General features: G+C 40.8%; 20 protein-coding genes. 13 read left to right on the top strand and 7 right to left on the bottom strand.

The features are described 5' to 3' along the window. Positions 1-5: 5 nt before the first annotated feature. The 4 genes from KTV93_RS03995 to KTV93_RS03980 are packed head-to-tail and all read right to left on the bottom strand — an operon-like array spanning position 6 to position 3,621. Complete coding sequence (locus KTV93_RS03995) at positions 6-416, bottom strand: nitrous oxide reductase accessory protein NosL (protein WP_218250034.1); 411 nt, start codon at positions 414-416, stop codon at positions 6-8. 39 nt (positions 417-455) lie between these two features. Beyond that, on the bottom strand, positions 456-1,040 hold the full coding sequence (locus KTV93_RS03990) for a hypothetical protein (protein ID WP_218250033.1): 585 nt from the start codon (positions 1,038-1,040) through the stop codon (positions 456-458). Positions 1,041-1,088: 48 nt separating this feature from the next. Continuing rightward, the gene (nosZ, locus tag KTV93_RS03985; protein WP_218250032.1) at positions 1,089-3,089 is read right to left on the bottom strand and encodes a Sec-dependent nitrous-oxide reductase; all 2,001 of its coding nucleotides are present in this window, start codon (positions 3,087-3,089) and stop codon (positions 1,089-1,091) included. 34 nt (positions 3,090-3,123) lie between these two features. After that, the gene (locus KTV93_RS03980; RefSeq protein ID WP_218250031.1) at positions 3,124-3,621 is read right to left on the bottom strand and encodes a c-type cytochrome; all 498 of its coding nucleotides are present in this window, start codon (positions 3,619-3,621) and stop codon (positions 3,124-3,126) included. 146 nt (positions 3,622-3,767) lie between these two features. Between KTV93_RS03980 and KTV93_RS03975 the strand changes: the two genes are divergently transcribed. The 10 genes from KTV93_RS03975 (at position 3,768) to KTV93_RS03930 (ending at position 15,390) form a co-directional block, all read left to right on the top strand. Continuing rightward, positions 3,768-4,154, top strand: coding sequence for a c-type cytochrome (locus KTV93_RS03975; RefSeq protein ID WP_218250030.1), 387 nt, complete (start codon positions 3,768-3,770; stop codon positions 4,152-4,154). Positions 4,155-4,294: 140 nt separating this feature from the next. Further along, on the top strand, positions 4,295-4,666 hold the full coding sequence (locus KTV93_RS03970) for a hypothetical protein (protein WP_218250029.1): 372 nt from the start codon (positions 4,295-4,297) through the stop codon (positions 4,664-4,666). Between the two features lie 52 nt (positions 4,667-4,718). After that, positions 4,719-6,752, top strand: coding sequence for a TonB-dependent receptor domain-containing protein (locus KTV93_RS03965; RefSeq protein WP_218250028.1), 2,034 nt, complete (start codon positions 4,719-4,721; stop codon positions 6,750-6,752). Positions 6,753-6,860: 108 nt separating this feature from the next. Continuing rightward, positions 6,861-8,843, top strand: coding sequence for a molecular chaperone DnaK (gene dnaK, locus KTV93_RS03960; RefSeq protein ID WP_256118966.1), 1,983 nt, complete (start codon positions 6,861-6,863; stop codon positions 8,841-8,843). 128 nt (positions 8,844-8,971) lie between these two features. Further along, the gene (locus KTV93_RS03955) at positions 8,972-9,988 is read left to right on the top strand and encodes a nucleoid-associated protein (RefSeq protein ID WP_218250026.1); all 1,017 of its coding nucleotides are present in this window, start codon (positions 8,972-8,974) and stop codon (positions 9,986-9,988) included. A gap of 56 nt (positions 9,989-10,044) precedes the next feature. Beyond that, positions 10,045-12,234, top strand: coding sequence for an ATP-binding protein (locus KTV93_RS03950; RefSeq protein ID WP_218250025.1), 2,190 nt, complete (start codon positions 10,045-10,047; stop codon positions 12,232-12,234). 8 nt (positions 12,235-12,242) lie between these two features. Further along, positions 12,243-12,797 (top strand): biliverdin-producing heme oxygenase, encoded by a 555-nt coding sequence (locus tag KTV93_RS03945; protein ID WP_218250024.1) that lies wholly within the window; start codon positions 12,243-12,245, stop codon positions 12,795-12,797. Positions 12,798-12,839: 42 nt separating this feature from the next. Next, the gene (locus KTV93_RS03940) at positions 12,840-13,862 is read left to right on the top strand and encodes a catalase family protein (protein ID WP_218250023.1); all 1,023 of its coding nucleotides are present in this window, start codon (positions 12,840-12,842) and stop codon (positions 13,860-13,862) included. A gap of 52 nt (positions 13,863-13,914) precedes the next feature. Beyond that, positions 13,915-14,577, top strand: coding sequence for a phosphatase PAP2 family protein (locus KTV93_RS03935; RefSeq protein WP_218250022.1), 663 nt, complete (start codon positions 13,915-13,917; stop codon positions 14,575-14,577). 78 nt (positions 14,578-14,655) lie between these two features. Beyond that, positions 14,656-15,390 (top strand): DNA-formamidopyrimidine glycosylase family protein, encoded by a 735-nt coding sequence (locus KTV93_RS03930; protein ID WP_218250021.1) that lies wholly within the window; start codon positions 14,656-14,658, stop codon positions 15,388-15,390. 83 nt (positions 15,391-15,473) lie between these two features. On the opposite strand, the gene cysK is transcribed toward KTV93_RS03930, so the two are convergent. Next, positions 15,474-16,406 carry a cysteine synthase A gene (gene cysK, locus KTV93_RS03925; protein WP_218250020.1) on the bottom strand — a complete coding sequence of 311 codons (933 nt, stop codon included), beginning with the start codon at positions 16,404-16,406 and terminating at the stop codon, positions 15,474-15,476. 307 nt (positions 16,407-16,713) lie between these two features. Next, on the bottom strand, positions 16,714-17,529 hold the full coding sequence (gene epsC / locus KTV93_RS03920) for a serine O-acetyltransferase EpsC (RefSeq protein ID WP_218250019.1): 816 nt from the start codon (positions 17,527-17,529) through the stop codon (positions 16,714-16,716). Between the two features lie 237 nt (positions 17,530-17,766). On the opposite strand from epsC, the gene KTV93_RS03915 reads away from it, so the two are divergent. The 3 genes from KTV93_RS03915 (at position 17,767) to KTV93_RS03905 (ending at position 20,428) form a co-directional block, all read left to right on the top strand. After that, positions 17,767-18,693 carry a malate dehydrogenase gene (locus KTV93_RS03915; protein WP_218250018.1) on the top strand — a complete coding sequence of 309 codons (927 nt, stop codon included), beginning with the start codon at positions 17,767-17,769 and terminating at the stop codon, positions 18,691-18,693. A 411-nt stretch (positions 18,694-19,104) separates the two neighbouring features. Further along, positions 19,105-19,479 (top strand): transposase, encoded by a 375-nt coding sequence (locus tag KTV93_RS03910; RefSeq protein ID WP_317206444.1) that lies wholly within the window; start codon positions 19,105-19,107, stop codon positions 19,477-19,479. A 421-nt stretch (positions 19,480-19,900) separates the two neighbouring features. Next, entirely contained in the window at positions 19,901-20,428 is a 528-nt protein-coding gene (locus tag KTV93_RS03905) for a hypothetical protein (RefSeq protein WP_218250017.1), read from the top strand. 50 nt (positions 20,429-20,478) lie between these two features. Here KTV93_RS03905 and KTV93_RS03900 read toward each other — a convergent pair whose 3' ends face one another. Next, positions 20,479-21,888 (bottom strand): alkaline phosphatase, encoded by a 1,410-nt coding sequence (locus KTV93_RS03900; protein WP_218250016.1) that lies wholly within the window; start codon positions 21,886-21,888, stop codon positions 20,479-20,481. Between the last annotated feature and the right edge of the window lie 9 nt (positions 21,889-21,897).

The raw sequence follows: 21,897 nt of genomic DNA, 5'->3' as shown, positions 1-21,897 counted from the left end.
ATTCTTTATTTGGTTAAACTGGCTCCAAGCGTGGCAGCGGCTTTCTGTGCGGCTGCTTTGTCCTGATAAGCCTGTGTGTTTCCGCCCATTGGGGATTTTATGCTGCCGCCTTTGATGAAGGTAGCCTTCTCTTTTTCCAGAAATTTACCGGAAGGAAAATCGATCACATAGGTTTTTGCATTGGTGGCTTTGTCGGGATTCGAACTTTCATACATGTTCATACACATAATGTCATCGAATTTATAAGCCCGGCCTTTCTGGGTAATCAATTGGGTAGCGTATTTCTGTTCAGTGATGGTCATCCGGCAGTTATCGCACTGGTCTTTACCGAGAGCGAAATCTTGAGGACCGCTCTTCTGGCAAGACATAATTGCTAAAACTGAAACTGCTAGAATAAGTGATTTTGTAAAATTCATTTGATTTAAAATTAAGTTGATCGTATTTTAATGTAAATCTCAGGCAGATTTTGGTTTTCTGAACTCTATAAATGCTAATATAGCCAAAATTAATGCAACGCCAAACATAATTCCACCGCCGATGTTCGGATAAGAATAGGCGCCGAAATTAAGCAGCTGCTTAAATCCGATTAAAGGAGGTTGATAAGACATTCCCGGTACTACAATAGCAGCGTTAGGATCCAGATTGTGACCATAATCGTATTCCCAAAGCCAGAAATCTACCATAAATGCAACACCGAAGATCATGAATAACACGGCAGTGATATAAAGCCACATTTTTTTGTTCAGAAAAGCAGCCAGTAAACAGAGTGCTGCGAAAAATCCTAAAGCATAGGGAAGTACTGTAAACTCCCAGAAGTCTTCGGGGTGAATGGTCTTCATGCCGATATAGTGATTAAGTCCATTGATGATTTCGTATTCTCCTGTAATTTTACTTGCCCAGAGATACATGGCCAGGCCTTCCGGGTATTGCGGAGCTTCGAGATAAATAGACCATAGCGGAACAAAGATGGAGATAATGAGTGCGATGCCGCAGACAATTAGTAAAACTCTTGTTAAATTATTTAAGGATTGAGTTTTCATTTTTTTTTAATTAAAAAGGGCAGAAATATCTGCCCTTTATTTCTGAATTTATTTTGTTTCCCCTTCTTTAACGGGGCTCTGTGCGTTGTCCTTCTTATTATTCAGTGAATAGATAAGCGGGGTGTTGCTTCCGGCGGGTGATACTCTTACATATCCCTGCATTTCCTGGTGCAGTGCACTACAGAAATCGGTACAGTACATTGGGTACATTCCCGGTTTCTTCGGAACCCATTTCAGTGTACAGGTTTCTCCCGGCATAATAAGCAGTTCAGCATTTTGATTGCCTTTGATGGCGAAACCGTGAGGTACATCCCAGTCCTGTTCAAGATTGGTTACGTGGAAATAAACTTCGTCACCAACTCTAATTCCTTCAATATTATCAGGAGCAAAATGCGAACGGATTGAGGTCATGTAAACGTGAACTTTGTTGCCTTCTCTCACCACTTTACTTTCAGCTTCACCTTTAGTCGCATATGGGTGTTTATTATCGGCTATTTTAAAGAATTTAACCTGATTTTTAGAAATCATTTCTCCCGGCAGTGCCTGTGCGTAATGCGGCTCACCAAAGGTTGGGAAATCCAATAAAAGTTTCATTTTATCACCACTGATGTCGTAGAGCTGTGCAGACTGTGCCAATTCCGGACCTGTAGGTAAGTAACGGTCTTTAGTGATTTTGTTATAAGCTACAAGATATTTTCCGAAAGGTTTACCTGAATCTCCTCCTGGGATCATTAAGTGTCCTACAGAGTAGAAGGTTGGCTGTCTGTCAAGAACCTTAAGGTCTTTGATATTCCATTTTACAACTTCGGAAGACACGAACATAGAAGTGTAAGCATTTCCTTGGCCGTCAAATTCAGTGTGGAGTGGTCCTAAACCTGGCTTCTGTACTTCACCGTGCAGAGCAGCTTCATATTTAATCACCTGTACACCGTCGTATTCTCCTGCAAAATTTTTGTCAGCGATTGCTTTAATCATTTTGTCGAAACTGAATACAGGAATAAGTGCAGCCAATTTACCTGACCCGATGATGTATTCCCCTGTAGGGTCAACGTCGCATCCGTGTGGAGATTTAGGACAAGGAATCATGAACATTGCTTCCTTCATGTCTTCCACAGAAAGTACAACCACTTCTTTTTTCATTGTTGAAGTTGCGCTGTGGGTACTTTCGTCCCATGTATTGTGTGCATATTCTGTAACTACTTTTCTGCCTTTTCCGGCTTTCACCAATTCAGCAGCTTTTTTCCAGTTCACTGCCATGATGAAGTCTTTGTCATTCTGAGAAGCATTTACCTCAAGCAGCGTGTTTGCTTTTTCAGAGTTGTAGCAGGAGAAGAAGAACCAGTCGCCTGATTTTTTCTTACCGGCATGCGAAAGGTCAAAATTAATACCGGGAGCTTCGATCTGGAAAGAAAGATCCATTCCTCCTGTCTGCTGATCAATTCCGATGAAAGAAAGTACTCCTTTGAAGTTTTCTTTAAATGAATCAATAGGAACATCACCGTTTTCATCGTCCATTGGAACGGCAAAGCGGGTTCCCGCTACCACATACTCTGTGTTTTCTGTAAGGAAAGGTGAGGAGTGATTCCCTGCCGAGTTTGGCAATTCCAGTATCTCTACTGTTTTGAAGGTTTTCAGGTCAATCCTTGCAACACGTGGGGTGTTATTGGCATTTGCAAACAGCCATCTTCCGTCCACTTCTGCATTGGTTTGCGACAGAGAGAGGTGGTGCTGGTCATCCCAAGGAATAAATCCGTGGGAAGTTTCGAGCATAGGTTTGGTTTCTTCACTATATCCGTAACCGTTTTCAGGGTTTACGGAGAAAACAGGAAGTACTTTTAGCAGTCTTCCGCTTGGTAAACCATATACGTTTACCTGTCCGTTGAACCCACCACTTACAAAGTTGTAAAACTCGTCATACTTTCCTGGTGCAACATAAACTTTCTGTGCAGCATCGCCACTCACGGCGGTTTCTGTACCTTTTGGTTTGCAGCCTGTAAGGGCAGTTATGGCTACAACGGTAGAGAGCCCCAATAATTTAAGACTTTTCATATATATATTTGATTAAAATTTTCTGCTCAGCGAATTATTTAGCGCCGTCGATCTCGCGCATGTATTCCAGGATCTCTCTTGCTTCGTTATCAGCAAGTCCTTGGTTTGGCATTCTTACTAAACAAAGCTCAAGTTGTTTCTGTAATTCAGGGTCAACATCGATCATTGGATCCGGGTTGCTGATAAAGTTCATGATCCATTCAGGAGTTTGTCTTTGGGTAACGCCTTTCCAACCTGGACCAACCAATTTTTCTTCTGTTGGCTTGTGGCAGGAAGTACATTTTACCTCGGCAATTTTTTTACCGGCAGCTGCCATTGCAGGATCGAATTTGCTTACATCAACATTTTCGTGCGGACCTAATCCTCTTTTTGGATCGTACTCATTGGTGCCGGATGCAGCCGGAGCCTCTGTTGCTGTAGTTGTTGTTTCAGTAGTTGAGGCAGTAGGGATAGAATCCGTCTTTTTATCTCCCCCGCAGGAGAAAAGTGCCAAAGTGAGCATTGAAAATGCCAGAGTCTTAAGTGTGTTCATAATTCAATTATTTTTGTTTACTCAAAAGTAGAAAGATTTGGCTTCATGCAAATATGATTACAGTCATAAGCTTTATATGATATATATCTGCAAATTTGTACAAGTGCTTTAGAGAATTTAAAATATTTTTGTTAAAATTTTAGCATATGAATAAATACGCAATTATAGCTTTATTAGTGATTTCTGCTTCTTGCAGTAAAAAACCTGTTGAATCTGCCAAAGAAAGCAATGTGATGTTGGAAGAACCTGTCCTCAAAGCAGTGGATTCCGCTGCTGCCGGAAAACATGAAGGCCTGGCACTTATTGAGGGGACAGACTGTTTAACCTGTCATAAAGTTGATGCAAGACTGGTAGGTCCGTCGTATCAGGAAGTAGCCGATAAATATACGGATGGAGACATCGAGATGTTAGCCAGTAAGATCATCGATGGAGGTAAAGGAAACTGGGGTGAGATCCCTATGACGCCACACGCCGGCATGAGTAAAGAAAATGCAAAGAAAATGGTGGAATATATTATGACTTTGAAAAAATAAAGCCTAATTATCATCACTTTCCATAAAGGACTCCGTACAGAATATCGATTGCTGTACGGAGTTTTTTTATGATTATAATCACCTCGACTTTATGACTGTAATCATACCGATTAGCACGGTTATGCTCTAATTTTGTACTCATGAAACTGGCATGCTCCATATTGTTTTCGCTGATGATTTTCCTTTCTGGATCAAAAAATCTGCTTTACATTATCGATTACCATGCGAACCGCGATTTTTATGAATCGGTTTGTGAAAATAAAAACAGACCTGAAATGGAATGTCACGGTAAATGCCAAGTGTCTAAAGAACTGCAGGACACGTGGCCTAGTTTCAGCCTCAGTAATTTGGGTTTTGATTTTCATTTTATTCATGTACTGCACGTCTCTGGGCTGGCCCAACAGGTAATTCTTTACGCATCGGATTCGCAGGCTTCTAAGCAGACTGTTCCGTTTTGGAAAAAGATTTTACTCAACGTCCCCACTCCGCCTCCCAATTTTAATTTCAGCTGATCTTTCTTTGCCGGAACCGCGGCAGGTCTTCTTTAATTAAAATTTAAAATTTATGAAATTCCAGAATATTTCAGTCTCCCGAAGACTGAAGATGGGGGCTGCTGTACTATTCCTGATGCCCTCCGCGAAATTTTTCGCTCAAAATACAGACAATGACACCTTACAGTATAAAAACATTGAAGTAGTAAAAATCGTAAAGCTGGTTGCAGGCGATAAAAACAAGTCAAAAATCACTACCTCGAACACGGATTTGCTTAACCATGATGCGGGTAAATTTCTGAACTCTATTCCCGAGATTTCGGGGATTAAAAAAGCAGGAAATTATGCGACAGACCCTGTGCTTAGAGGATTTAAATACGAACAGCTCAATATCGTGATCGATGGGGCCGCACATGCGGTTAACGCATGCCCAAGCCGTATGGATCCTGCCGTAAGCCAGGTAAATATGAATATGGTGCAGGAAGCTGAAATTTTCAAAGGCCCATATCACTTCCGCAACGGCAACAGTTTTGGGGGAACCATCAATTTCATCACCCTGAAGCCCTTTTTTTCTGACCAGCCAAAATTCGGTGGCCGTATATCCACAGGATATGAAAGCAACGGCAGCATTTTCCGCAATGAAGCCTTTACAGAACTGTCAACGAAAAAACTGGTCTGGAATCTCTTCGGGTCTTACCAGAAAGGTGACCGTTACAAAGACGGTAACGGTAACGAAGTGCGTTCCGCATTTTTGCGTTATAATTTAGGGACTAAAGGAAATTTTAAATGGAACGAAAATAATTTGACAACCCTCCAGATCAACACCAATCAAGGGCGGGATGTTGAATTTGCTGCGCTTCAGATGGATTTAATCTATGATAAAACCTGGATGTTTCAGCTGAAGCATACTGCCGATTTCGATCACTCATTTTTTAATAAGTTCGATTTTAATTCTTACTATTCCGTGGTGGATCATTCCATGGGCAGTCCCGACAGGAAAATGGTTTCTGATGTGAAATCTTTTACCTACGGAGCGAAAGGCGAGCTGAAAAAATCCTGGAACAGTAACGTTTTATACACAGGATTGGATTACAAAAACGAAAGCGCAGCGAACCTGCGCATGGTAATGCCAGCCATGATGATGCCGCGCGACGGAACATCATGGCAGGATTCTGAAATTGGGCAGATCGGTTGGTTCGGTGAATACCAGCGTTTGTTTTCCGGTGGTAAGTTCACCGCTTCTGCAAGGGTTGATTATAATTACTCGGATGCGAAGCAGCCATCAAAATTATTTACCAATTTATATGGCGACGTATCGGCAGAGGATTTAAATCATAATCTCAGTGTAGGATACAGTAAAATGCTGGACGCGAATTCCCAACTTGCTTTATGGGCAGGGAGAGCGCAGCGCAGCGGAAGTTTAACGGAGCGTTATATTAACCTTTTTACCGTAGGAAACGATAATTACGAAATTCTCGGTAATCCTGATCTCAAAGCTGAAACCAATAACCAGGCTGATCTAATTTATTCTTTCAGTAATGAAAAGGTCTATTTTCAGGCAAATGTTTTTTACTCCTATCTTCAGGATTATATTTCTGGGGTAATCCGTCCGGATATTAAAACATACTCGATGATGAGTCCGGGAGTAAGACAGATGCAGAATATAGACCGTGCAATGAAAACGGGTTTTGAGTCCCGTTTCAACTGGAAATTTTTACCAGCTTTGAGAACCGAACTGGCGATAGCTTACACTTATGCTAAAGATCTGGATACCGGAAAACCGCTTCCGGAAATATTTCCACTGGATTTCCGCTGGAAACTTGAAGCAAATTTTTCAGCATTAACTTTAGGGGCAAATTACCGCTTCGCAGCAAAACAGGACCGCGTGAATCCCGATTTCGGAGAATTGCAGACTCCGGATTTTTCACTCCTGAATCTAAACGCAAAGTATGAAGTCTATAAAAATGCCTTTATCGATGTAGAATTGAGCAATGTTTTTGACCGTGCGTACGCCGAACATCTCAACAGAACGCTTTCTACCAATAAAACCAGCCGGATTATGGAACGGGGCAGAAGCCTGAATCTTGGCTTTACCTATTCGTTCTAACGCAAAACTGTCAGGTAAAAAACACTTCAGTGATGAAGTGTTTTTTTGTTTTGAGTAATGTTTTAGCTGTCATAGAGTATCTGTTGGATTGATATACAATTCAAATAAATGTCAATTTGTCACACTTTTTTCCTTGGTACAAAATTGGAGAAGACCACTTCAAATAAATTAAAAAACAAAAATATACATACTATGAGTAAAATAATTGGAATTGACTTAGGAACAACCAACTCATGCGTTGCCGTAATGGAAGGTAAAGATGCAGTGGTAATTCCTAACGCGGAAGGTAAGAGAACCACTCCTTCCATCGTTGCTTTCACTGAAGACGGTGAAAGAAAAGTAGGAGATCCTGCCAAAAGACAGGCAGTAACCAATCCTACAAAAACGGTATACTCCATCAAGAGATTTATCGGGACTCATTTTAAAGATGATGCCAATGAAGTATCCAGAGTACCTTATACTGTAGTAAGCGGACCGAACGATACAGCCAAAGTAAAAATTGACGACAGAGAATATACCCCACAGGAAATTTCTGCCATGATTCTTCAGAAAATGAAGAAAACTGCTGAAGATTACCTTGGCCAGGAAGTGACAAGAGCGGTAATTACTGTTCCTGCGTACTTTAACGATGCGCAGAGACAGGCAACAAAAGAAGCCGGTGAAATCGCTGGACTTACGGTAGAAAGAATTATCAATGAGCCTACTGCAGCAGCTTTGGCTTATGGAATGGATAAAGCACACAAAGACCAGAAAATTGCGGTTTACGATTTAGGTGGAGGAACATTTGACGTTTCTATCCTTGATTTAGGAGACGGTGTTTTCGAAGTTTTATCAACAAACGGAGATACACACTTAGGTGGTGACGATTTTGATGATGTAATTATCAACTGGATGGCAGACGAGTTCAAAGCTGAAGAAGGTGTTGATTTAAAATCTGATGCAATTGCGCTTCAGCGTTTGAAAGAAGCTGCTGAAAAAGCTAAAATTGAATTGTCATCTGCTTCTCAGACAGAAATCAATCTTCCATATATTACTGCAACTGCAACCGGGCCAAAACACATGGTGAAAACTTTGACAAAAGCGAAGTTTGAGCAATTATCTGCAGATTTGGTAAGAAGATCAATGGAGCCTTGTAAAAAAGCACTTTCTGATGCTGGTCTTTCCATTTCAGATATTGATGAGGTAATTTTGGTAGGTGGTTCTACAAGAATCCCAATTATTCAGGAAGAAGTTGAAAAATTCTTCGGTAAAAAACCGTCAAAAGGAGTAAATCCGGATGAGGTAGTAGCAATTGGAGCTGCAATCCAGGGTGGAGTTTTAACGGGAGACGTAAAAGACGTTCTTTTGTTAGACGTTACGCCGCTTTCTTTAGGAATTGAAACGATGGGTTCTGTGTTCACTAAATTAATTGATGCGAACACGACCATTCCAACTAAAAAATCTGAGACTTTCTCTACAGCAAGTGATAATCAGCCTGCAGTTTCTATCAGAGTAGGACAGGGAGAAAGACCGATGTTTAACGATAACAAAGAAATCGGAAGATTTGATCTTTCAGATATTCCACCTGCACCAAGAGGAGTTCCACAAATTGAAGTAACTTTTGATATTGATGCGAACGGAATCCTGCATGTTTCTGCAAAAGATAAAGGAACAGGAAAAGAACAGTCCATTAAAATTCAGGCAAGTTCAGGACTTTCAGATGATGAAATCCAAAGAATGAAACGTGAAGCTGAAGAAAACTCTGCAGCAGATGCCAAGAAAAAAGAAGAAGTTGAGGTGTTCAACAAAGCTGACGGATTAATCTTCCAGACAGAAAAACAGCTGAAAGAATTTGGCGATAAATTGTCCGCTGATAAAAAAGCAGCCGTAGAAGCAGCCCACGCAGAACTGAAAACTGCGTTTGAAGCCAAAGACTTCGAAAGCGTAAAGACTAAAACAGAAGCTTTAGATGCAGCCTGGATGGCCGCGTCAGAAGAAATGTATGCAGCAGGACAGCAGGGTCAGCCGGGCGCAGATCCTTCTCAGGGCAACGCCGGAGCTAATGCCGGAGCTGATGATGTTCAGGACGCTGACTTCGAAGAAGTGAAGTAAGACTTTTCAAATCATAATTATACCAAATCCTCAGATGAAAATCTGGGGATTTTTTTTGATTATTAAGTGTAAAACTTTTCACCGTCCACCTTTTAAAATATCTTTGCAACTTCATTTAAAAATAAAAAATGCTCTCAAAACTCATCGTCCATAAAGTAGGAAACAGAATCAATCAGGAATCCCTAATCCTTTCTCAGGAAGAGCTTCAGCTCGATGAGGAAATGAAGGAACTGCTGGAGGATTTCTTCCTTAAAGCCTTTAAATCTGAAGAACAGTTCCGTTTTTACAGTGATACGTATCTGGTTAATAATCCGGTGTACAGCTCGGTTTCGGAGATTTTCGAAGACAAGGCCAAATTCGTATACGAAGCCGAAAATATTGCCCAGCATCTTTATGATGTCGCTGAAAATCCCCGGGTACAGAGTGGCGAACTTTTTATCGTTTATTTTGAAGGTGAAGAAAATGCGGATGGAAATAAGATCGATTATATCGGCATCTTTAAAACTGAAAGCAAAAATCCTTTCCTTAAAATTTTCCCTCAGAATGAGGCGTTTGAAATCGAAAAAGATTATGGCATAGGACTTGCAAAACTCGACAAAGGTGCGCTGATTTATAACAGCAGCAAGGAGACCGGTTATGCCGTGTCGGTAGTGGATAACAATAAGAATGGCGACCTGTATTACTGGTTTGAGGATTTTCTGAAGGTGAAACAGCGCGATGATGAATATTTCCAGACTCAGGAGACCCTAACGGTTTATAAGGAGTTTATCACCAAACAGCTTCCTCAGGAATTTGAGGTCAGCAAAGCAGATCAGGCGGATTTTCTGAACAAATCCATCAACTTTTTTAAGGAAAAAGAAACCTTCGATTACGAAGAATTCACAAAAGAAGTGCTGGAGGATGAGCAGGTTATTGAAAGTTTCAGTAATTTTAAATCTGATTATGAGCAGGATATGCAGGTTTCTATCGCAGAAGATTTCGCCATCAGTGAAGCAGCGGTGAAAAAACAGAGCCGCGGTTTCAAAAGTGTAATTAAACTGGATAAGAATTTTCACATCTACGTGCACGGTGACCGAAAGATGATCGAAACCGGCCAGGATGAAAAAGGTAAATATTACCGCCTCTATTTTGAAGAGGAAAAGTAGATTATTATGTTAAGTTAATAGAGTATATTTGTAGATTATATTTATTATTTTCGCCTATGAATTTTGTGGACTGCCACGAGGAAAAGATACATATTTCGGGTCATATCCAGGATTTTGGTTATATGATCGGTTTGGATGCTGAATCTAAAACCATCAAATTTTTCTCACAGAATATCGCACAACTTTTTGAGATGGATCAAAGCTTTTTTGGTAAAAGTTTTGCCCAGGAGCCTGACGTTTTTGAGCCTTTGCTGGCGTCGGTAGTTCTCAATAATCTGGATCTTGATACCATAAAAGATACCGATGTTTTTCTCGACAGAATTGAAATCAACGGTAAATCCTATCATTTCACAATCTACAGGTACGGTGCAAACGTTTTTCTGGAACTTGAAGAAGTAACAGAACATTTTCACCAGAGAAGTTTTGTCTCCAAAAAATACGAAAGTATTCATAATGCAAGTGATTCCAGGGACATCTGGAACGAACTGCTTTCTTCAGTATTCGATGCGATAGACTATGACCGCGTAATGCTTTACCGTTTTCTGGAAGACGGCAGCGGAAAGGTAATTGCCGAAAAGGTAAAAAACAAAGTCGAGAGTTTCATGCATCTGCATTATCCGGAAAGCGATATCCCGAGACAGGCGAGAGAACTCTATCTCAAAAAACGCAAACGGATTTTCAGCAATGTATATTCAGAACCTGTTCCTATAATCAGCAATACAGCTGAGGCGGTGGATTTAACGTATTCTTCAGTAAGAGGAATGTCACCCGTACATGGTCAGTATCTTAAAAATACGGGAGTTGCTTCCAGTTTCAGCACTTCCATCGTTATTGATAATAAACTTTGGGGAATGGTAACCTGCCAGAATATCGAACCGAAACATATCGATCTGGTCAACCGAATCCGTGCAGAAGTTTTTACGGTGATTGCTGCTAACGCCTACACGTCATACAAATCAAGACAGATGCTTGCCGACAGTATTGAACTCGAGCGGAAGATTGGCGCGCTGAAGAGCAAGCTCATGGCTTACGATAATCTGGAAGATTCGCTGTTCGGAAATGTGGCAGAAATGCAGGAATATCCTGCTGCAGATGGTTTGGCCATTATTGTAGGTCATCATATCAGGACTTCGGGCGAGGTTCCTTCGGATAAAAATATTCTAAAAATCGTGCAGTACGCGAGAGAAAATCCTCTGAAGAATTTTTATGCAACCAATGATTTCAGCAATTCACAGCAGGGAAATTTAGGAAATATAGAGAATGCCGCAGGGGTAATGTTCGGGTTTACAGATGATAAACGCAACGAACTGTTGATCTGGTTCCGAAAAGAAATTGACGGCCAGGTGCTTTGGGCAGGAAATCCCGCTAAGAAAACCGAATCCCGGATTGTTAACGGAAAGGAACAGATGATGATTTCCCCGAGAAAATCCTTTGAAACCTATATTGAAGAAATTAAAGGAAAAGCGCAACCCTGGAAAAACAAAGATATCTTTGCAGCGAAGAAAGTGGTGGCAACTATTCTGGAGACTACTTACAGCCAGTTCCGGAGAGTACAGGAACTGAACGAGGAACTGAAAAACCTGAATGAAGAACTCGACAGTTTTTCATATTCCATTTCGCATGATCTGGGAACTCCGCTGACGGTAATGAAACTTAATGCCCAGCTCCTGGAAAAATCGCATCACGATCATCCGGAAGTCCGCAAGAGAGTATCAAGCATATTAGCGGAAATTCTCGGGATGGAAAATATGATGCGTGGCGTACTGAGCCTCAGCCGGGCTAAATCTTCCGATATTAAAATTCAGGAACTTCCGACAGCCGACATCATCGCGAAAGTTTCAAGTGATACCAAACTCACTCTTAACGAAAATGCCGAGATTATGATGGGCAGCCTCCCGAATGTAATGGGAGACGAAACCATGCTTACACAGGTGTTTCTGAACATCATCGGTAACGCCGTAAAATATTCATCAAAACACGAAAGTCCGAAGATTGAGATCGAAGGTAAGGTCGATGGAAACCATGTGATCTATAAAATCAAAGATAACGGAATAGGGATTCCCGAATCGGCACAGGCAAAGATGTTCAAGATTTTCAACCGGATGGAGAATGCCAAATCGTTCCAGGGAAACGGGGTAGGACTTTCAATCGTGTACCGGATCATGAACCGTTTGGGAGGAAAAATCTCGTATGAAAGCAGGGAAAATGAAGGAACGACCTTTATTCTGACCTTTAAAAAACCATAAATCCAGGAATGATTTCTGAAATTTTAAAAGCAGACACCAAAATTCTGCACGACCGTGTTGAAGCCCAGTTCAATTCCAAAAGGATTTTCGACGGCACTTTTTCGCTGAATGCTTACAGAAATCTTATTCTTTACAATTATCTTTTTCTGAAGAATTTTGAAGATGCTGTATTTGCTTCAATCTCTGAGCCGAATGCAGAAGAACTCAATCTGGAAAACAGACGAAAGTTGTCTTTAATTGAAAAGGATCTGGAATTTTTGAATCTCGAAAAATCTGCGGTTCCAATTCTACCGGAGGTTAAAAATGAAGCCGAAGCGTTCGGTATTCTTTATGTAATGGAAGGTTCAACTTTAGGTGGAAATATGATTGCAAAACAGCTTTCTAAAAATCCGGATTTTCATGAAGTTCCTTTCAATTATTTCAGGTGCTACGGCGACAAAACAGGATCGTACTGGAAAAATTTTAAGGAGGTCATGGACAGACAGATGACTCAGGAATTTGAGGATGACTGTATTTCCGGCGCGCGAAAAGCTTATCATTTTCTTTTGGATCGATCGCTCTAATTTCTTGGTTTCATATTTGATGATGCTGAATAAAGAAATTTTATGAAGAAGTTCCTTACCTATTCGCCCAAATATGATTACCTCACCGCCGAAGAAGAAGAGCTCCTGAATGAGGATGTAGCGCTCATCGAAAAAGCCGTCTCGGTTTCCCATAAACTTAATAAAAAACGGATTGCAACCCGCAACGCGCATGCCAAAGCCTTTGGATTTGTCCGCGGAAATTTTATTCCTGCAGATAATAAGGCTGCCGATTTTCCGAAACTTTTAAAAGGAAGTAATTTGGGGGTCATCATCCGGTATTCGCATCCTAATTTCTTTGTTACAAAAGGCGGCGGCGAATATCCGCTCTACGGCTGCGCAGTAAAAATTTACAATAAGAACATACCGGTAAGTGCAAAGTTTCCTTTGGTGAATCTTCCCGTATTTATCACCAATTCGGTTTCCAAATTTTTAAAACTTCATATTAAAGCCAATCAGTTTTTCATATCAAGAGGAACACCTTTTTCTCTTTCTTTTTTAAAGGTTCCCGGATTGCTGAAATCCGCGCTGATTCTCTTTTTCGACAGAGAAATACTGCCGATTCTGAATAACACAGTTAAGGTGCTGGATATTGAAAAACACTTGATCAATGGCTATAATTATCATTCTGTCGGATGTTTCCGGCTGGAAGACCGCATTGTCAAGATCCGCCTGAAGCCTTCGGGTAATGAAAAATTTAAACCTGATGCAGATATTGATCAGGCAGATGCATTGAAAGTCTGGTTTCTGAAAAATGATCTTGCGCTGGATTTCCAGGTGCAGTTGGCCACCGATAAAAAGAAAACGCCCGTCAATAACCTGCTGAAACAGTGGAAAGAAAAACACTCGGAATTTATCACCGTCGGTAAAATTATCTTGCCGAAACAGGATATTTCCCAATACGGAAGCATAGATTATGAGAACCTTTCCTTCAATCCTTTCGAGAACCCGGAAGCGCTGCTGCCGGTAGGACGGATGCAGAAAATCCGCCAGCAAATCTATAATAAGTCTGTAGCGACGCGGCAATCTTTAAACCGAATCCAATAGCGGCATTCTCTTTTCCGTTTACGCTAATTCTTATTTTTTTTACGACCGTTTTATGTTACAGTTTTTAAAAAATTATTACCGGAACCACTCGGTAAAACTGCTTATTTCACTGCTGTTTTTTCTTATGGCATTATTCACTTTTGCAGCGATTACCAACGAAGTGCTTTTTGAAAAAGAAGAACAGATTGATTTAATGATTTTTGAGTTTTTCAAAGCACATATAATAAGGCCGGGGAGAACAGGCTTTATGTACACAATAACTCAATTTTCTTCTGCCCCTTTTGTAAAAATCGCATATCCGTTTTTAATGCTTGCATTGCTTACCGGAAGGTTCTACCGGCGCGCATTATTCACTGTAGCAGCAGGCGGCGGAGGTTTAATGCTGATCTACATTACGAAACTTTTTTTCGCCAGACCCAGACCTTTGCATCCGTTGCTGTACCGCGAAGAAAGTTTTAGTTTTCCCAGTGGCCATGCTACTTTCAGTTTCATATTTTACGGAATGCTGGCTTACTTTATCTGGCTTACAGAGTTGCCTAAAATCTGGAAATATGTTTTTATGACTTTTCTGGTCATTCTTTCTTTGGCGATTGGATTCAGCCGGATTTATCTGCGGGTTCATTATCCCAGCGATGTTCTGGGAGGTTTTTCACTGGGTTACTTTTGGCTTTTCCTGATGATTTATACCTTCCGGAGGTGGTTTCCGCTTGCGTAACCTGCATTGGATTTCTTTCAACATCAATAATAAAGTTAAAAAAGACCTACTTTTGCCCATAAGATAAATAATTCTGCTATGCCTGAAGGTCCTTCCATTTTATTTTTAAAAAACAAACTGCAGCGCTTCAAAGGCAAAACCGTTTCTGAAGCTTCTGGGTACAGCGAAATGGATAAATCCGCCATCGATCATATTAAAATTCTGGATATTGAAACGTATGGCAAGAATCTGTTCTTTGTTTTTAAAGATTTTTTTGTGGGCGTTCATCTGGGACTTTTCGGGAGCATGCTGGTGAATAAAAGAAAGAAGGTGAATGCCAGTTTTGCCCTGCATTTTCCACATTCCGAGATCAATTTTTATGTGGCCAATACAAAGATGTACCAGGGCAAACCTTCCGACCATTTCAATTTTAAAACCGATATTCTGAATAAGGATTTTGACGGCGAGTATCTTCTCAAAACCCTTCAGGAAGTGTACACCGAAAAAACGATCGGGGATGCGCTGATGGAGCAGGAGCTCTTCACCGGAGTCGGAAATATCATCCGTATTGAATCGCTTTACCGCGCTAAAATCCATCCCGAAAGTCTGGTAAAAGATATTCCCGAAAAGAAACTGGTCTATCTGATTGAAACCGTGGTGAATTACGCGTATGAATTTCTTGATTTCCTTAAAAATGATGAGGTAAAAGAGAAAGCGTTGATTTACGGCAAAAAAATCTGCCCGAAAGATAAAGCCGAACTAATGATTGAAGAAATGGGCAAAGTTAAACGCAAGACTTATATCTGCCCTAAATGCCAGAAACTCTACACATAAAGAATCCTGCGGAATTGCAGGATCTTTTAATTGTATTCATCACAGAAATGATCTGCGTTATCAGTGTAATCCGCGATTCATATTTAATATTCAAACGTTCTTTCTTCGAAAAGCCCTTCTGCAGACCAATACCGTTCTCCGGTGTCGTAGTTGAAGGTAAGAATTCTTGACCCTTCCGGGATTTCGGCCAGTTTTCTGTTGATGGCTGCGAGAGATGCTCCGGTAGAAATTCCGGCCAGGATTCCTTCTTCGAGCGCGAGTCTTCTTGTAAATTCATAGGCTTGTTCTTTTTCTACCTGAATGGCACCATCCAGCACTTCAGTTTTGAGTACTTTCGGAATAAATCCTGCTCCGATGCCCTGCAGAGGGTGCGGTCCGGGATTTCCTCCTGAAATTACCGGTGAATCTTTCGGTTCTACGGCAAAACTTTTCATGTTTGGGAATTTCTGTTTCAAAACTTCTGTCACTCCGGTGATATGTCCGCCGGTTCCTACGCCGGTAATGAGATAATCGAATCCTTCAGGAAAATCAGCAATAAGTTCCTGGGCAGTTGTTTTCTGATGTATTTCGGGGTTTGCTTCGTTTTCAAACTGCTGCGGAATCCAGACATTGTCCAGTTCTTCTGCCATTTCCAGCGCTTTTTTAACCGCGCCGGAGGTACCGAGTTCCCTTTTTGTCAATACAAACTGTGAACCGTAAGATGACATCAGTTTTCTGCGTTCCACACTCATGCTTTCCGGCATAACCAGCACCAGTTTATAGCCCTTTACTGCACATACCATTGCAAGTCCAACCCCCGTATTTCCTGAAGTGGGTTCTACAATCAGGGTGTCTTTTGTAATTTTGCCTTCTCTCTCGGCTTTTTCAATCATCGCCAGCGCAATCCTGTCCTTGATGCTCCCGCCGGGATTCTGTCTTTCAAGCTTCATCCATACTTCTACATTTTTATCAAATATCTTATGGATTCTTACCGTCGGCGTATTTCCGATGGCTTCTAAAACATTATTCAGTTTCATATATTCTGTTTTTAAGTTATGTCAATTACCGGGCAGCTTTAGCGCTAAATCCCAATGTACTTCTTTGTGACCCTTGTGAAATCTTTGTATGCTTCGTGGTAAAACACTACAAAAGCCACAAAAGTGTTCTACTCTTATTCCTTCAAAAGACCAAAAAAGGTGGTCTTTCTTCATAAACCATCGCCGTGTCCTCTGAATAAAGTGCTGCGCTGTCTGTGGTAAATTTTGCTACCAATCATCAAGTCACCCCAGGTTCATCTCCCTTAAGTTCTTCAAAAACCGTCCCCCTCATCCATCACCCCTCATCTTAAATAATAAAATTAATCGGTTCATTCACCGGCAGTTTGTTTTTTACGGTTACTAAACCTTTATGAAATACCACTGAATTTGGAGTTACACTTTCAGTAATCCAGACATTTCCGCCGATAAGCGAGTGGGCTCCGATAACGGTTTCACCACCCAAAATCGTTGCGTTGGCATAAATCACCACATGGTCTTCAATCGTAGGGTGTCTTTTTTCGTTTGCTAAATCTTTCGTGACAGAAAGTGCTCCTAAAGTCACTCCCTGATATAGTTTTACGTTGTTTCCAATCACCGTTGTTTCTCCGATGACGATTCCGGTACCGTGGTCGATGAAGAAGTTTTTACCGATCGCGGCTCCGGGATGAATATCGATTCCGGTTTTGCTGTGTGCATATTCAGTCCAGATGCGGGGAATCAGCGGAACATTGTTCTTGAAAAGTTCATGAGATAAACGGTACACGGCAATGGCGAAGAAGCCCGGATACGAAAACATCACTTCTTCCACATTTTTTGCGGCTGGATCGTTCTCGAAAATAAACCTCGCATCCTCTTCCAGCATCTGATAAATTTCCGGGAATTTCGCGAAAAAATAGTCGCTTTCTACCGTTTCCCGCCCTTTCATTACACTGGAGAGGATTTCCTGGAATTCGGTTTTGAAACCATTGAGCCGTGCTTCGATTAAATCGATTTCCGAGCAGCGCTGGTATTCAAGAAAAAAGATAAAGCGGAAAAACCTGTCGATGAAATCTTCGGTTTTTCTTTTGTCAATATCGAATTTTCGGTTTCGGTAACCTTGGTAGAGATGTTCTGTAAAACTCATTTCGGGAGATAAAAAAGTAAACAAATGTATGCAAGAATTTCTCCAAACATATTGATTTATGGTAATGAATCACTTAAAATTGAAATTCAAAAAATAAATTGAAAAATAGCCTTTGTAAATTGGCTGCCATCGTCATATTTCTTAAATTTGAACAACAGAAAAAATAACTTTAAAAAAGGTTAATCATCTGAAACCGAAAGGTTCCATATTACCATTAAAAACAATAAATCAATAAATATGAAAGTTACCGTTGTAGGTGCAGGAGCAGTGGGCGCAAGCTGTGCAGAATACATTGCGATGAAAAATTTTGCAGCCGAAGTAGTTTTGGTGGATATTAAAGAGGGTTTTGCCGAAGGTAAAGCAATGGATTTAATGCAGACCGCTTCGCTGAATGGTTTTGATACCAAAATTACCGGAACTACCGGAGATTACAGCAAAACTGCAGGTTCCAAAGTAGCCGTAATCACCTCAGGAATCCCAAGGAAACCTGGAATGACCAGAGAAGAGCTGATCGGAATCAACGCAGGAATCGTAAAAGAGGTTACTGCAAATCTTGTAAAACATTCCCCTGATGTGATTATCATTGTGGTTTCCAATCCAATGGATACCATGGCGTACCTGGTTCACAAAACTTCCGGACTTCCGAAAAACAAAATTATCGGAATGGGTGGAGCCCTGGATTCTGCACGTTTTAAATACAGACTTGCTGAAGCTTTGGAATGCCCGATTTCAGATGTTGACGGTATGGTAATCGCGGCACACAGCGACACCGGAATGCTTCCGTTAATGAGCAAAGCAACAAGAAACGGCGTTCCTGTAACTGAATTCCTGGATGCTGAAAAACAGGCTTATGTTGAAGAGGAGACCAAAGTAGGAGGCGCGACATTGACCAAACTTTTAGGAACCTCTGCATGGTATGCACCGGGAGCTGCAGTTTCTGTAATGGTTCAGGCGATCCTTTGCGACCATAAGAAAATGATTCCATGTTCTTTGATGCTTGACGCAGAGTACGGCCAAAGCGATATCTGTTTAGGCGTTCCAGCAATTATCGGTGCCAATGGTGTTGAAAAAATCGTGGAAATCGCACTTACAGATGCGGAGAAAGAAAAATTCGAAACGGCTGCCAAAGCGGTAAGAGACGTGAACGGCGATCTGAAATTCTAATCAGACTTTTCATCATACATTTAAAACCTTCCATTTTTTGGAGGGTTTTTTTGTACTGAAAATGGCTTAAAAACGTACGTACAAAAAATATTTTCGTACGTACGAAAAAAAATTTCATCAGTATGAAACAACAGTTTCATACGCATGGAACAAAAATTCCGTAGTAAAGGAATTAAAAAAACGTAGGAAGGGAATTGAAAATCCTTCAAAACGGTCTGTAAATGTCCCAGGCACTAAAACTTCAGCATGAAAATTGGGAAAATCTGGCCCTAAAACTACCAAAAGCAGTCTTTTTTTTGACCGAAATTCTTTAGTTTTCAGGGAAATTTTACCCCCCGCTACCGCACGATTATATCGTGTGGCTTTTCCTTTAAAAACTGGTTAAAATTTTTATCTTTATAAAAACATACGATGATGAGCCGGAACTATAAATTCCACAATCCGGAAGGTCTTTACTTTATAAGTTTCGCAGTGGTAGGCGTGCTGGATGTGTTTACTAGAAATGAGTATAAAGATTTATTTTTGGATAGTCTAAGATTTTGTCAAAAAGAAAAAGGGTTGGAAATCCATGCCTGGTGTATCATGTCCAGCCATGTTCACTTGGTTTTCAGGAGTATAAAAGGACAAAAGCCAGAATTGCTGATTGGCGATTTGAAAAGGTATACCAGTAAATCTATCGTAAAAGCGATAGAAGAAAATCCACGGGAGAGCAGAAAAGAATTTTTATTAGAATTTTTTAGAAAAGAAGGTGCGAAAAGTTCTAATGTTACTCATTATCAGTTTTGACGACATGATAATAAACCCATTGAATTATGGAGCAACCGTGTCATTAAGCAGAAAATTGATTATGTGCATCAGAATCCAGTTGAAGCGGGATTGGTATACAAAGCACAAGATTATATTTATAGCAGCGCAAGAGATTATGCAGCTGAGAAAGGACTTTTGGATGATATAGTGCTGTTTAGGATGTTTGACTTCTAGAAAAGGTCACCCGATGCAATCGTGCGACAGCGGAGGATTATAAAAGGTGCTTTGAATAATATAGAAGTGTTTAGATATTATGGAATTTAGGATGGTATACATGGTTTGCCACACGAAAGGATTGACTTCGTCGGATTTCATTTCGTGCGGCAGCGAGGGGATAATAATTCTGCAATTAAAGAAGTAATGATGCTGAACAAGATAGGGTAAATCAAAAGAGAAGATAATGAAAGGAATAATTTTTATATTTTCCGTTTTTTTATGTTTTATTTCGTGTAAAAAAGAAGAAACATATACTAAAACAAAAACAACTGAAAAATATAAAGTTGTGATTACCTATAAAGGAAATCAGCCCATTCGTTCTATATCATATGACAAGATAACAAATAAAAGAAAATTTGATTATCAATACAATGTTAATGGTAAAATGACAATCGCTACCAAATATTATCTTAATGGTAAAATACACAGCAAACTGAAACTATACTCTCTTCCTGATGTCTATTTTTGTAAAGAATACTATCCAAACGGTGTTTTAGCAGGTGAAGGCAATGCTATTTTTTTATATCGAAATAAGATTTTAAAAACAGGATCTTGGATTGTTTATAAAAAAGATGGGTCTGTTTATGCATTTGCTGAGTATATTGCTGATATAAAAAATGAAGAACAACTGTTAATAAAAAAGCAAATCATTCCAAATGACATTCATCTTGTCAATAAAGGAGGGAAATTAATAGATACTAATGCAGAATAACCAAAACGCCCCGAATTCCGGAGCGTTTTTATTTTATTTATTGAAAGCCTTTAAAACTTATTCTCAACCTCCGCTGCTTTCAGCAGGAAAGTATGCATATCGGTGTTTTTCATAAAAGATTTCATCTGTTCGCTTCCCGGCCCAAACATGGCAAGTTCACTGTAATCGGCCGAATGGTCCATGCTGATCCAGCCTACTGAAGTATGCTCCTGCTGGATCTGCGACAGCAGTTTGAAGGGCAGATGTCTCGGGTTGTAAATACCGTCTTCCATTTTCGCTTTCGCGTAATAAGATTGGATTTCTTTTGCCTGGTCTTCCGTAATCGAAATTCCGGCATTCGCCTGTGCAATTCTGTTTTTTATGTTGCTGATACTGTCTGTTGGATTAAGTCCCTGAAGAATCCATTCATTCGTCTGCGAAAACTGCTGGATTCTGTCGAAATTGCTGTTCACGTTTTTACCGTAGATCAAACCCGGGTTGGCGTTTCCGTGATCGGAAGTGAAGACCACCAAGGTGTTGCCATCTTTCTGGGCAAAGTCCATTGCTGTTTTCACGGCGTCGTCAAAAGCCAGCTGGTCATACAGCAGTGCAGAAATATCGTTTCCGTGCGCTGCCCAGTCCACTTTTCCGGCTTCCACCTGCATGACGAACCCGTTTTTGTGGTCTTTCATCTGGCTGATGGCTTTCGAAGTCATTTCCGCTAAAGTCGGAATATTGTTTTTCATAAAACTGCTGCTGTTCCGGTCGGCAGCATAGGGGAGGCCGTCTTCATCAAAGGTTGCGATCAGCGGTTTGTTTTGCGGTGCGGCATTCATTTCAGCTTTATTCCGTGCTACCGAATACCCTTTGTTCCTGAAAACAGAGTACATATCCTTTTTGTCTTTCCGCTGTGCCGCGTCAAAAAACCGGTGTCCGCCGCCCATTATTACATCAAACCCCAGTTCCGAATACATGGCGGCGATTTCTTCCTGGGAATTACGGCTTTTGGTATATACCGAAAATCCGGCAGGGGTGGCATGCGTAACAGGAACTGTGGTGACAAAACCCACTTTCTTTCCTGCTTTTTTAAATTTCTGTAGAATAGGAAGATGCTCTTGCCCATTGGCGCCGATATTCAAACTGCCGTTATTCACCCGTTGGCCGCCTCCCCATGAAGAACTGGCTGCAGCCGAATCGGTAACGATAGAACTGGCGGAAGCCATATCCATCACGCCGCGCTGTACAAGATTTTCTTCATAAAACGAAATCCAGTGCGAAGGTCTTCCCAGTTTACGGCGGCTGTATAAATCTGCCATGTGCAGGGTGCCCGAGCTCATCCCGTCGCTCACCATAAAAATAATATTCTTTGCCTTTTTGCCCGCAAATTCTTCCTTGAAGATATTGGCTTTGGCTGAAAAAGGTGTCAAAAGCAGTCCGCCTAACGCCAGCGAGCCGCCTTTCAATAATTCCCGTCTTTTCATTAATCCTAT

The sequence above is a fragment of the Kaistella faecalis genome (assembly GCF_019195395.1).
Lineage (GTDB): Bacteria > Bacteroidota > Bacteroidia > Flavobacteriales > Weeksellaceae > Kaistella > Kaistella faecalis.
Note: the sequence above shows the minus strand (reverse complement) of the source record. Positions and strands in the feature narration are given on the sequence as shown.